This is a genomic window from Pirellulales bacterium, from assembly GCA_019694435.1.
In the GTDB taxonomy this organism is placed as follows: Bacteria; Planctomycetota; Planctomycetia; order Pirellulales; family JAEUIK01; genus JAIBBZ01.
Window position 1 is genome coordinate 219,656 of the sequence record JAIBBZ010000006.1, and the last position, 12,307, is coordinate 231,962.

The 12,307-nt window shown below is 67.6% G+C and carries 11 protein-coding genes; 1 reads left to right on the forward strand and 10 read right to left on the reverse strand.

The window, feature by feature from the left end; translation table 11 throughout:
* Positions 1-37: 37 nt before the first annotated feature.
* Positions 38-907 carry an RNA polymerase sigma-70 factor gene (locus tag K1X74_07905; protein ID MBX7166259.1) on the reverse strand — a complete coding sequence of 290 codons (870 nt, stop codon included), beginning with the start codon at positions 905-907 and terminating at the stop codon, positions 38-40.
* Positions 891-2,243, reverse strand: a complete 1,353-nt coding sequence (locus K1X74_07910; protein MBX7166260.1) for an FAD-dependent oxidoreductase — start codon at positions 2,241-2,243, stop codon at positions 891-893. Before K1X74_07910 ends, K1X74_07905 begins: the two co-directional genes overlap by 17 nt.
* 251 nt (positions 2,244-2,494) lie before the next feature.
* Here K1X74_07910 and K1X74_07915 point away from each other — a divergent pair, with 251 nt between their 5' ends.
* Positions 2,495-2,695, forward strand: coding sequence for a hypothetical protein (locus K1X74_07915; protein MBX7166261.1), 201 nt, complete (start codon positions 2,495-2,497; stop codon positions 2,693-2,695).
* Positions 2,696-2,735: 40 nt separating this feature from the next.
* Here the strand turns inward: K1X74_07915 and K1X74_07920 are convergent, their stop codons facing one another.
* The 8 genes from K1X74_07920 to K1X74_07955 all read right to left on the reverse strand — a co-directional run.
* On the reverse strand, positions 2,736-4,124 hold the full coding sequence (locus K1X74_07920) for a hypothetical protein (GenBank protein MBX7166262.1): 1,389 nt from the start codon (positions 4,122-4,124) through the stop codon (positions 2,736-2,738).
* A gap of 472 nt (positions 4,125-4,596) precedes the next feature.
* Positions 4,597-5,037, reverse strand: a complete 441-nt coding sequence (locus K1X74_07925; protein MBX7166263.1) for a response regulator — start codon at positions 5,035-5,037, stop codon at positions 4,597-4,599.
* A gap of 237 nt (positions 5,038-5,274) precedes the next feature.
* On the reverse strand, positions 5,275-6,195 hold the full coding sequence (locus K1X74_07930; GenBank protein ID MBX7166264.1) for an NAD(P)-dependent oxidoreductase: 921 nt from the start codon (positions 6,193-6,195) through the stop codon (positions 5,275-5,277).
* Between the two features lie 67 nt (positions 6,196-6,262).
* Positions 6,263-7,036, reverse strand: a complete 774-nt coding sequence (locus tag K1X74_07935) for a hypothetical protein (protein ID MBX7166265.1) — start codon at positions 7,034-7,036, stop codon at positions 6,263-6,265.
* A complete protein-coding gene (gene floA / locus K1X74_07940) occupies positions 7,033-8,091 on the reverse strand; it encodes a flotillin-like protein FloA (protein MBX7166266.1) in 1,059 nt (352 codons plus the stop codon). The genes K1X74_07935 and floA overlap by 4 nt, the downstream gene beginning before the upstream one ends.
* Before the next feature lie 139 nt (positions 8,092-8,230).
* On the reverse strand, positions 8,231-8,806 hold the full coding sequence (locus K1X74_07945) for a hypothetical protein (protein ID MBX7166267.1): 576 nt from the start codon (positions 8,804-8,806) through the stop codon (positions 8,231-8,233).
* An 84-nt stretch (positions 8,807-8,890) separates the two neighbouring features.
* The gene (locus K1X74_07950; GenBank protein ID MBX7166268.1) at positions 8,891-11,110 is read right to left on the reverse strand and encodes a hypothetical protein; all 2,220 of its coding nucleotides are present in this window, start codon (positions 11,108-11,110) and stop codon (positions 8,891-8,893) included.
* Positions 11,111-11,368: 258 nt separating this feature from the next.
* A partial coding sequence (locus tag K1X74_07955) for a TIGR03009 domain-containing protein (protein ID MBX7166269.1) occupies positions 11,369-12,307 on the reverse strand: 939 nt, incomplete at its 5' end.

A 12,307-nucleotide genomic window follows, 5' to 3' on the forward strand; every position in this document is an offset into this window, starting at 1 on the left:
CTCAACGCCTCGCCACGGCGGCGCGGCTGGCCAACGCTTATCCCTTGCGCGCGACGTGCTGCAGCTTGTCCGGATTGCGGACCGCGTAAATGCCCTGGATCGAGTGGGCGCCGATGTCGAGCATCATTGCCGAGTCGACCCGGCCGCCGCTCAGCACGAGGATGCCGGGTTGCCCATTGATCGTGGTGGGGGTGTAGACCGTACCCGGCGCGGCCTTTTTCATTACGCCCAGCAGAAATCGACCAATCTTCAGCGCACCGCGCAGGACGACCTGCGCCGCGACCGCTTTGCCTCCGCTGTCGGTATACACGGCCGCGTCGCTGGCCAGCATCTGCACGAGCCCCTCGAGGTCGCCTCGCTGGCAGGCCGTCATAAAGGCCGTGGCCAACTCGTCGCGCCGCTGCGGATCGACCTCGAAGCGGGGCCGCCGGCTGCGCACATGCTCGCGGGCCCGCGCGGCAAGCTGCCGGCAGTTGGCCTCCTCGAGCTCGAGGATTGCGGCGATCTCGCGAAACCCGTAGCCGAACACGTCGTGCAACAAGAAGGCGGCCCGCTCGGTCGGCGACACGCTCTCGAGCAAGTGCAAGAACGCCAGCGACAGCGATTCGGCCAATTCGGCGCGCTGTTCGGGCCAGTCGGCAGTGTCGATCCAAGGTTCGGGCAACCAGCAGGCTCCGGGATAGGTCTCGCGCTGCACCTGCGCCGAGCGCAGTCGATCGATGCAAATCCGCGTGGTGACTGTCGCCAGGAAGGCGCCGGGGGATTGAATCTGCCGGCGATCCTGGGACTGCCAGCGCACGAAGGCCTCTTGCACGGCGTCCTCGGCGTCGGCGCGCGAACCGAGCATGCGGTAGGCCAGGCTCAGTAACCGCGCGCGTTCGACGGGAATCTCAGCGGCAGACGACATGCTGCGCATCCAGGGGCCGACGGTCAGCGAATCCGTCGGCCAAGACCGCCTCGGCCGCGGCGACGGCGCTCGCGGCGCTGGCGTCGACCAGCATACCTTCGCTTCCCACCCAATCGCCCGCCAGGTAGACGCCCGGCGCCCGCGCGAGCCGCACGCCGGGTCGCCCAGCTGCGCCGCCGTGATCGGCCAGGTCGAGCGCGCTGGCTGGCACGACCGCCGGCAAGAACCGTGCTTCGACCAGCTCGCCGCGCCAGCCGGGCTGCAGGCGGTCCAGCAGCGTTTCGAGCTCGGCCCGGACCGTCTCGTGCGATGCCTCCTCGCGACCGAGATACTTCAGCACGTGGATCAGGCCCCCGCCGGCCGGGGCAAGCTGCGCGCTGGCCGAGTGCAGCGAATAGTACAGCGGTCGATCGATCCCCAGGCAAAACGTCTGCTTCGGACGCGGCACGCGCCGCAAGGCGACGTCGAGCGTCGCTGCCCTCACGGCCACTACCTCGCGCGGCGGCCGCGGCGACATCAAGCGCGACGCCGCGCACAGCTCGCAGGCCTCGCTTGCGGGCAGCGCCAGCAAGACGGCCGCCGCCGGCCACACGCGGTCGTCGGCCGTGACCACGCCGGTCGCACCGCGCGCATCGGTTGTGATCCGCGCCACGCGCGCCGCAGGCCGGAACTCGACGCCTGCCACCGTCGCGGCATGACGCAGGGCATCGACGATCGATTGCCAGCCGCCGTCGAGATAGAGCACGCCTCCGTGCCGCGGATGCGTGCCGAGCTGCAATTGCGCCACTGCCGCGCCGGCGCTCAAGTGCAACGGGTCGTTCGTGTAGGTCGTCAGCCGAATGAACGCCTCGACCAGCCGTCGCAGGTCGGGTTGTTGGATCTGCTCCACGAGCCAGGCGGCGACTGTTTGGCGGTCGTAAGCACGCGCGTCGAGTCGCTGCAGCGCGCTCGACCAGCGCAGCAGCTCGAGCTTGCCGCGCCAGGAGAGCAGGCGCGTGCTCACCAGCGCCCGCGTGTTGGAGGGCAAGCGTTCGAGGCGATCGCCGATCAGCGCCACGCCACTCGTAGGCGGCACCTTGCCGGCAATCTGCACACCGAGTTCGGCCAGCGCCTGCGCGGCAGCACCGGCGCGATACAGCGCATGCGGCCCGAGGTTGAAATGAAAGCCATCGTGAACGCGCGTCGTGGCGCGGCCACCGCAGTGCCGTGCCCGATCGAACAGCCGCACGGCCCGTCCGGTGCGTGCCAGCTTGACCGCGGCGATCAGGCCCGCCAGCCCGCCACCAACCACGGCGACCGGCGCCGCGTCGTACTCAGGTGTGGTTTGCAGATGCATGTTTCGTCTCCCGTCGACGCCGGCCGGCCTGGGCCAGCGGCGTCCGTTGCTGCCCACCACTCTGGTCGACGAGACAGGCGATCGCTTTGTGACAGGACGTGCCAAAAAAACCGGTACCGTGGGCAGCTCCGGACGGCGCCAAATCGGCGCAACCCCTGCAACCGGAAACGCTTGGCCCTCTGGCAAAGTCCCGACCCCCGCCCGATCGATGTAAACAACGAGTGTTTCTCGCTGTCCAGGAAGCGAATCCGATGAGCGGCCTCGATCCGGCCATTTCGAGCGTGCTGGCTGCCAAGCAATCGGCCCTGCAAACGCAGATTTCGTTTGCCATCGCCGGCAAGCAGCAAGAGGCCGTCCGGCAACAGGGCGACGCGCTCGTGCAATTGCTGCAATCGATCGCCACGCAGGGCAAGTCCCCCGACCGTGGGAAGCTGTGCGACTGCTCGGGCTGACCGGCCGACCAGTCGCATCTTGAACCGGGGAGGACCGTCGCTACTGGGCGGCCGCTTGCTCGGTCGCCGGCGCGGGCGGCACCGCCTTGAAGGCGACGATCAGCGCTCCATCGTCGGCGTTCCAGACGCGCACCTCGCCGTCGTATCCACCGCTGGCCAGGCGCTTGGTGGCCTCGTTGTAGCTCAGGCAGTAGACCCAATCGGCGTGGCCAGCAAACACCCGGACCTCGGCCCGATCGTCGGCCTTGTGCTGCCGCACGCTCTTATCGGCCGACCCGCTGAACAGGGCATTGCCGCTGCGCGCAAGTGCATACACGTCGAGCCCGAAGCCGCCGATCTCGGCGATTTTCGCCCCGTCGGCCGGATTCCAAACGTGAATCTTGCGATCGCGCCCGGCGGAAAAGATCTGCGTGCCGTCGGCATTGAACTGCACGGCATAGACCACGTCGCCGTGGCCCGGGTAGGTCAGCAGTGATTCGCCCGTCTTGGCGTCGAACAGCTTCGACGTCTTGTCGCGGCTGGCCGAAACGAGTTTCGCGCCGTCGGGGCTCCAGGCGATCGACAACACCCAGTCGGCATGGTCTTCGATCAGCGCCTCTTGGCGGCCGGTGGCCACGTCGAACACGCGAATCGTGCGGTCGCCGCCGCTGGCAGCCAGCCGGGTGCCGTCGGGGCTGAAGGCCACGTGAAAGGCCACGTCGTCGAGCGTCGCCAGCACGCGGACCGAAGCGCCGGTCGCCGCGTCATACAACTTTACTTCTCCGACCGAGGCGGGCGTACCGCTGGCCACGGCCAGCAACTTGCCGTCGGGGCTGTATTCCAGGCCGTACACGCGTTGCGCGACGTCGCCGATGCGGCGCACGAGTTGGCCGTCGTTCGGGTTCCAGATCGTCACTTCGTGATAGCCGCTGGCAGCCAACTCGGTACCGGCCGGGTTGAAGGCCAGCGCCGTAATGGGCAGTGCCTTGCGATAGGTGGCCGGCGCGGCCGGGAAGGCATTGCGAGGGGCGATCGACGCCAGCGCCACCTTGGGGTCGGCGGCGTCGTAAGCGGCGCCTTCCTCGATCCAACGTTTGACCAGAGCGATTGCCTCGGCCGGCAGCGGTTCGCCCTCCTTGGGCATGCGCACGTCGGCATCTTCCGAGACCAGCAGGTTGTAAAGCTCGCTCTCTTCCGGTTTGCCCGCCGTGACGACCGGCGAGCCGCTATAGCCGTTTTGCGTCAGCCGCTCGAAGTTGTGCAGTTGATACTCGCCCTTGGGCTCCTGCGGACCGTGGCAGCCCTGGCAGTGCTTGATCAACAACGGCGCGATCTGCCGCGAGAAGCTGACCTTTTCGGCGACCGGCTCCTGCGCCGGTGCGATGCCAACCGGCAAGCACGCCGCAAGCAGAACGAACCAACGCATCAAGCCGATACGGGCGGATGACATGGCAGGGGGCTTCCTAGTACGGCAGGGGGCGCTCGGCCACGAGACGGAAGACCGGCGGGCGGGCCTTCTAGTATGGTCAGCGCACGACCCCGAAGCCAGCAGCGCGGCTATGCCGCCGCCCGGCAGCCATGGCGACCGAGAGCGCAGCGCCAACGGGACGGCCGCCAACGGGTGCGGCAGAAACGAGCATCACCGCGCAGAATGCGTGGGTGGGGTCTATTTGCGATGGCGAATGCGGGCACGCATGCGGCGCTTTTTGCGACCTACCTTGCGCCGGCCTTTGCCCGTTTTCCGAACACCCACGCGTCAACCTCCCATAAAACAGCGGCGCGGCCGAACGGCCAACCGCCCATCAAGACACGCCCCAACAGCCGGAACACGGCAGTGCCCGGCCAGGACCGTAGCCTGGGAAGTGTATCAGATCGCCCGGGGGGGTACAACGCGCGGGCCGAAACCCCGGAGGGGCCGGGTCTTAGACCATTTCCCAGTGCCGTGACTCGCCGATCGCGCTTTCGATCAGCAGCAACAGGGCATTGGGATCGTACGGCTTGCGAACGAAGTACTGGCACCCGGCTGCACGCGAGCGGCGAATGATGTCGGGCCGCTCCATGGCCGAGAGGATGATCACCGGGATCGCGGCCGTCTCCGGGTCGTCGGCCATCCGCTGGCAGACGGTCAGGCCGTCGGTGTCGGGCAACCGCAGATCGAGCACCACGGCGGCCGGGTGCTGCTCGTGCGCCACGACGAGCCCCTCGCTGCCCGTCTCGGCGTGCAGCACGCGAAAGCCCTGCTGCGTCAGCCGGTAGGACAGCACTTCGACCATCGCTTCGTCATCGTCGATGAGCAGGATCGAGTGGGACCGGGGAGCGCCCGCCGGGCGATTCTTGGATTTGTCGAACAGGTGGGATTTCATGGCCGCCTTCCGAGGTCTTGCAGGAGGGCTCGCTCGGGGAGCGAGGAGGGGGGGAGAGACAACGCCGCTCGTGCACCGTCGCCATCGAAACGCTACGTTGCGTTTTCCCACCCGGCAAAGTTTCGCCACGTCGACGTTGCCGATTTACCGCAGCGAGGGCGGCAGATCTTGCCCAACGCGCACCAGCCGACCCGCGCATCCCGCGCCCAACGCACAGACGGCAGCATCGGCGCGTTCTTACTTGCGGCTGCGCCAATCGAATCCCGAGAGCGACGCCAGCGCCAGCGTGAGCGCCTGGGTGCCGTCGCGGGCGTGGCCTTGGGCGGCCAGGGCGATGTAAAGCTGGTTAGCCAAGGCCAGGCCCGGCAGCGCCAGCTTCATGCGTCGCGCCTCGGCCAGCGCGATGCCCATGTCCTTGATGAAGTGCTCGACGAAGAAGCCCGGATCGAAATTATTGGCGATGATTCGCGGGCCCAGGTTGTTTAACGACCAGCTGCCGGCCGCCCCGGGACCGACCGACTGCAACACGACATTCAAATCGAGGCCCGCGCGATAGCCGTAGAGCAAGGCCTCGCAGACACCGACCATGTTCGAGGCGATCAAGATCTGGTTGACCATCTTGGTGTGCTGGCCGGCACCATGACCGCCCTGGTGCACGATGGTCTTACCCAGCAGCTCGAAACAGGGCCGCACGGCGGCGACCACCTCGGGCCGGCCACCGACCATGATCGACAGCCGCGCCTCGCGCGCGCCGACGTCGCCCCCCGAGACGGGCGCGTCGAGACTTTGCGCGCTGCGCGCTTCGGCCGCCGCGGCGATCTCCTCGGCCAGCGACGGTTCGCTCGTCGTCATGTCGACCAGGATGGTACCGGGTCGTGAACCGGCCAGCGCCCCGTCGTCGCCGAGGATCACCTCGCGAACGTCCTGCGGAAACCCGACGATCGAAAAGACGATGTCGGCCTGTTCGGCCAACTGCCGCGGCGAGTCGGCCCGGCGCGCGCCGCGATCGACAAGTGCTTGCGCCTTGTCGCGCGAGCGGTTGAAGACCGTGACCTGATAGCCGGCGGCGAGCAGATGGCCGCACATGCTCGAACCCATCACGCCGGTGCCGATCCAGCCGATGCGCGTCTGGCCGGGAGTCGCAGTGGTCAAATTCATGGTGGTCCGGTTGATCGAGAGGGGGGAAACGACGGACAGCCAGACGGCTGCACGATGGCGCGACCGATTATTCCCAGCGCTCTTCCGGCCGCCGCAGCAGCTCGGCCAGCACGACGGCATTGCGGGCGCCGCCCGATTGCAGCAGGTCGGCGATTTCGGCGGCACGCGAGCCGGGTCGGGCAGCGGTCCGCGTACGCTGGACCTGCATCGCGACGTCGGTCGCGGCGCCGGTCGGCGCTGCCGTGCCCGTCTGCAGCGGGTCGTCGATCGAACTCACACGATGATCGAGGTGCGCGTGAATCTGCTGTTCGACGCGCTCGTCGGCCTGCTCGACGGCGCTTTGGACGTGTCGGGCGGCAACCTCCGATTGCAACGAGCGCTCGGTGAGCTGGCCCCGGCCCGACTTGCTCGTCTCGGGCTTGTTCGAGCGTTTTTGCCGGGCGGGCGGCTCCGACTGCGCGGAGCGGCGAACTTTCGGCGGGCGCGGTGTCTCGACCACCTCGACGCGCGGCGGCGGTCGCTTGGGCGGCTGGGGACGCTCCGGCGGCTTGGGCGGCTCGCCCTGCTGCAGCACGCGGCGCAGAAAGTCTTCCACCTCACGAGCCGGATCGACTCCGCCGGCGCGCGGCACCGGTCGGGCCTGATCCGCACGTGGCAGGGGACCCTGCTGCTGTCGCCGTGCCTGCTCGCGCCAGGCCGCAAAGAATTTCTGCATCACCGACAGCGCGCCGACCAAGATGAACACGACGACCGGGATCAGATCGGTCCAGTCGGCCGCCAGCAGCACCGTATGGCCGGCCGAAAACACTGCGCAGCCGGGCTGCAGGACGAACCCGGTCATGCGCTGGTTCCCTTCGAGCCAAGATCCGGACCGCCGGCAATCGAACGGCGCATGTCGGTGTCGGCCTGGAGATTCCGCAGGCGGTACAAGTCCATGATGCCCAAGCGGCCGGTGCGGAACGATTCGGCGATCGCCAGCGGTACGGCCGCCTCGGCTTCGACCACCTTCGAGCGCGACTCCTCGATCTTGGCCATCATCTCCTGCTCTTGCGCCACGGCCATCGCGCGGCGGCTTTCGGCCGCGGCGCGGGCCACGCGGGTGTCGGCTTCGGCCTGGTCGGCCTGCAATCGCGCGCCGACGTTGTCGCCCACGTCGATATCGGCAATGTCGATCGACACGATCTCGAAGGCCGTCTGCGAATCGAGCTTACGCGCCAGCACCGCCTTCGAGATGCGGTCCGGATTCTCGAGCACTTCGGAGTGCGTGTTCGACGAGCCGATCGCGCTGACGATGCCTTCACCGACGCGGGCAATGATCGTCTCCTCGGTGGCGCCGCCGATCACCTGGTTGATGTTGGCCCGCACGGTGACACGTGCCTTGACCTTGAGCTGGATGCCGTTCTTGGCGACCGCATCGAGCGTGTCGCGCTGCGAGCTGCGCCCCGGGCAATCGATCACCTTGGGATATACGCTCGTCTGCACGGCTTCGAGCACGTTGCGACCGGCCAGGTCGATGGCCGTCGCCAGCTTGAAGGACAACTGGATATTCTTGGCCTTGTTCGCCGCGATGATCGAGCGAATCACCATCGGCACGTTGCCGCCGGCCAGATAGTGCGCCTCGAGCGCCCGGCTGGTGATGCCGGTCGATTCATCGAGCCCGGCCTGCACGGCCATGATCTTCGAACGGACAATCACCGTCGGGTTCACCTTGCGCAGCGTCATGCCGATCAGGTCGAGAATGCCGATGCTCGCGCCGGTCGTGACGGATTGAATCCACAACCGGAAATAGCGCGTGAACACCGCCAGAATTACCAGTGCCACGACCATCACGATGAAAAACACCGCGATGGAGACCCAAACAGCCGGGCTCTGGGCAAACAGTTCGAGCGGGATCATGGACCATCTCACGAGGCGCGGCGCGGTGCAGGAAATAACGCCGGGGAAGGCGTTTTTGCCTGCCCGGGCATTCGCTGGTGGTAGTGCAAGCGACCTGCGAAGTCAACCGCATTCGGTCGGTGGCCTGCCGCGCGAGCGGTCAGCTCAACGGATGCACGTCGGGATCGATGCCCAGGTGCTCGACCGGCTGCGACAACACGTCGTGCGGCGTGACCGGCCGCTCGGCGCCGGCGGCCAGCGTGCGCACGACGACACGGGTGCCCTGCACGGCGACGACTTCGAGCCACTCGCCCGGCTCGACGGCCACCCCTTCGGTCAAGGCGTCGTAGATCTGCCCCTCGACCTCGATCGCCCCGCTCGGCAGCATCTTGCTGGCCGCCCGGCCGCGCTTGCCGACCAGCGCCGCCAACTCGCGCCGCACCGGATCGTCGGGCCGCACTTCGTCCGAGGTCGGGATATCGAGCAACACGCGTTTCCCCATCCGCGTATGCGGCCAGACCTTGATCGCCGCGCTGATCGCCATGGGCAACAGCATCAAGATGGCGCCCGAGAACAGCAGGCCCACCTCGGTGCTGACCGAAAACGCGTAATACAGCGAGCCGGCGAACGCGGCGACGCAGCCCACGCTGAACAGACCCGCCGAGGGAATGAACAGCTCGAGCACGGCCAGTGCCAGGCCGACGGTCAACAGGATGATGGCCCAAAACAAATACATCGCGCGACGCGGAGTTCGAGAAACGGGTCCAGACGGTAGGAACGCAACGCCTCGGGCACACGAAATCGTACGCCCGGCATCAGTCTACCCGACCTGGCGGACCTGAACGCGGTTGCCGTGGACCGAAAGCACTTCGACCGTGGCACCCGCCGCGATGAACTCGCCCCCCGACAACACGTCGATCGCCCGGCCCTCGAAGCGGGCCTTGCCGCCGGGGGTGAGTTGGGTGGTCGTTACGCCGCGGCGGCCGAGCAGATGTTCGTAATGCGCCAGGGCCTCGCGAGCGGCAAGATCGTCGGCCGCCTCGCCGACCGGCGGGGCCAGGACCATGTCGTTGAGCACCGGCGCGTGCGGCAGCACGCGCCGCAAGGAAACGGCCAGGACGACGATCGACGCGGCGGCCGCCGCCACGACCAAAAGCGACTGGCTCGTTTGCACCAGTTGGTAATCGTTGCGCGGCCAGACGAACGTCTGGCTCGCCAGAATCAGCGAAGCCAGGACCAGCGCGATCCCGCCGAGACCAAAGATGCCGAAGCCCGGGAACACAAACAATTCGCACAACACACACACGACGCCCGCGACGAACAGGACCGCTTCGAGCCAACCCGCCGTGCCACCCAGAAAGCGGCTCCAGAAGAACAACAGCACGCAAACCAGCGCGATGAATCCGCCCACGCCAAGGCCGGGCGTGTGCAGCTCGGCCCACAGCGCTGCGCCGCCGATCACCAGCAACAAATAGGCGACGGCCGGCGACTTGAGCGCGCCGATCAGGAAATGAGCCCAGCCCGGCTCGACCAATTCCGGATCGTCCTCCAGGCCGTAAAGCCGCTTGAGCTCGTCGAACCGCGCGACCGTGTGATTGGCCAGTCCCAATCCGGCCGCGCGCTGCGCATCGAGCTTGAGCACCTCGCCGGCCACGCTGACGGCCTCGCCGCGTTGCCATTGATCGGCATCGGGCAGCGACTCGGCCTGTTCGGCATCGAAGTAATCGATATACCGCGTTTGCTGTTGCGTATAGCGGTAGACGGCCGGGCTCGGCGCCACCAGCGCCGCCCCCAACGCCGGGCTGCGAAACTTGCGCGTGAGCAAATGGCTGACGGCCTTCCGGGTGTCGTCGATTTCTTCCTGGCCGGAAAAGGCATAGGCTCCCTCGCCACCCAGCTCGGCGGTCGAGCGCAACACAATCTCGTCGCACGCCAGGACGATCATCGCGGCATCGCCCCGCGCCTCGCGATCGACGTAGGCCACCGTGCGGCAGGTGTTCGCATCGAGATCGGCCAGGAAATTGGCCAGCGCGAGGCTGTCTTTCGGCGAACCGCCCGGCGAGTCGATATTGAGAAACACGAGGTTTACCTTGCGCGCCTCGAGCGCCTCGGCGATCGTCCGCTCGACCTCGTTCACCAAGGCCGCATGCACCGGGCCTTCGATCGCCACACGCATCGCCCGCCACCCACCTTCAAGCGAGGGGTCAGGCTGCAGGGCCGAGCGAGGCAGGCCGAAGGCTTTGGCGAGTTCGACGGTCGATGCGGCCAGGCGGCTGGCGACGCCCAGCCGGCGCGCGGTCGCCGCATCGAGCCAGTGCTGCTCGCCGGCGCGGAAAATCGGCGTCTCCGATTGAATCGCCTTGTTCGCTCGCAGTGCCTCCAGGTCGCTCGACAGGATGAATTCGCGGCCGACCTCGGTCTCGACCTCGAGCACTTCGAGCCGCGTGTCGAGCAGCCCCAGCGCCAGCGCGACGGGCACCGTCTTGCGGCGCTCGGCGATCGACTTGTAGAGATTCAGCTCGCCGGGGCCGATCGTCTTTTCGTCGATGCCTGCTGCTCCCAGCCGCGCCTCGGGCTGCAGCACGATCTGGTCGCACGCCAGGACAGGCAGCACGGCATGGCCGGAGAGATCCTGGGGCACGTAGGCCACGGTCGTCGCGCCGGCCAGGGCTCCGCTGGAGATATAGTCGGCCAGGTCGTACGCCTTGCCCAGGTCGCTCGTGCCCGCGGTGAATTCGAAGATCAACACCGGCCAGGTGCGACCGCCGCTGCGCTTGGCGTCTTCGATCGTGCGGCCTGCGGCGCGGCGCACCTGTTGTTCGACGCGATCGGTGATCGGCGAGGGCACCGTGATCACGCGTCCTACGTAACGCTCGGCCACCTTGCCGGGCGGATGGGGCGCGTCGGCCGGCGGCTGATCCGGCGCCGGCTGTGAAGCGAGCCCGCCTGACGGGGGCGGTTCGTCGGCGGGCAAGCGGACGGCCGACAGACCGAACGCAAAGACCGCGGCGCCGACCCCACCCAGCAAGAGTCGCAGCACGCGCGTAAACCGACGGGCAGATGCCGTTCTTCGGGCCATGTATTGCTGGCCAACCCAGCCACGCGAACTGATCGATGAAACGTCAACCGGGCGAGAAGCGCGTGGATTATAGGACGCCCTGAAAGTCGGTCAAACCTCGGGCATGTACGGCCGCGACCGAACTCCCGGCGTGTAATCGACTTTACGCGCGGCACCGCGGCGAGAGTGCTCCCCGATCGGCTTCCGTCGCCCTGCAACTTCGGCGGCGTGCCAGACGGCCTAACGCGGCGGCTGTTGACGAGGCGGCTGACGCTGGACCGTGTTGACCCGGGGACCGGCCGGTACGCGGTTGGCCGCCGCCGGCGGCTGAGCGCCGGGTGGGGCCGCCGGCATTTGCGGCGGCGGCGGCGCCGTCTGAGCCTGCACGAGCTTCCAGCCGCTGGGAATCTTCGGCTTCGAGAAATCGCCCTGCAGAATGCGCAACGGCGAGTTGATCGCCACTTCGTGGAACTGATGATCGGTGAACTTCTTGCCGCCCGGCAGCACCACGCGCAGCGCGTACGGCAACAGATTCTGGCCTTTCCACTGCAGAATCAACGTCGCCATGGAGAAGTTGGCCGCGTCGCGCTGGTGGCGCGGGTAGGCCTCGATCCAGATACTGCCTTGTTGGCCGTTGCCCCGCTGATCGGCCGGCGTCACGATCCGCATCCAGTAGCGCTGCTTGAGCTTCGCCACCTCGGCATTGAACAAGAACGGTAGCGGTCCGTCGACGATCGCCTTGCCTTGCAACTCGGGCGGCAGTTGGCGCTCGATCACCTGTTTTTGCTGGGCGTCGAACTCGAACACCGATTGGCCGTCGCAAATCCAATGTTCGCCGTTGTCGACGCGATACAGGCCTTTGTCCGGCGAGCGGTATTTCAGCTCGCCCTTGGCCTGGCTGACCTTGTTGAACACCTGGTCGGTTTCCCAGCGATCGAAGGCGCAGCTCATGTCGTTGATGCCCTGCGTGGCCTGCTCCCATTGCTTGAGCACGAGGTCCAGCTCGGCCGCCTCGGCCGCCGTCAGTTGAAACGGGGCCCGCGGCGCGGGGGGCATCGGCTCGGCCGGCGCTGGCGGTGCGGTGGCCGGGGGCGGTTGGTTGGGGCGCGGCGGCGCTTGGGCCTGGCGAACCGCCTGCTGCGCGAGCGGAGGTCCGGCGGCACGGCGCGCGGGCGGTTG

Coding starts and splice junctions, on each gene's coding strand:
- K1X74_07905 (MBX7166259.1), bottom strand. CDS start 907: ATGTCGTCTGCCGCTGAGATTCCCGTCGAACGCGCGCGGTTACTGAGC.
- K1X74_07910 (MBX7166260.1), bottom strand. CDS start 2,243: ATGCATCTGCAAACCACACCTGAGTACGACGCGGCGCCGGTCGCCGTG.
- K1X74_07915 (MBX7166261.1), top strand. CDS start 2,495: ATGAGCGGCCTCGATCCGGCCATTTCGAGCGTGCTGGCTGCCAAGCAA.
- K1X74_07920 (MBX7166262.1), bottom strand. CDS start 4,124: ATGTCATCCGCCCGTATCGGCTTGATGCGTTGGTTCGTTCTGCTTGCG.
- K1X74_07925 (MBX7166263.1), bottom strand. CDS start 5,037: ATGAAATCCCACCTGTTCGACAAATCCAAGAATCGCCCGGCGGGCGCT.
- K1X74_07930 (MBX7166264.1), bottom strand. CDS start 6,195: ATGAATTTGACCACTGCGACTCCCGGCCAGACGCGCATCGGCTGGATC.
- K1X74_07935 (MBX7166265.1), bottom strand. CDS start 7,036: ATGACCGGGTTCGTCCTGCAGCCCGGCTGCGCAGTGTTTTCGGCCGGC.
- floA (MBX7166266.1), bottom strand. CDS start 8,091: ATGATCCCGCTCGAACTGTTTGCCCAGAGCCCGGCTGTTTGGGTCTCC.
- K1X74_07945 (MBX7166267.1), bottom strand. CDS start 8,806: ATGTATTTGTTTTGGGCCATCATCCTGTTGACCGTCGGCCTGGCACTG.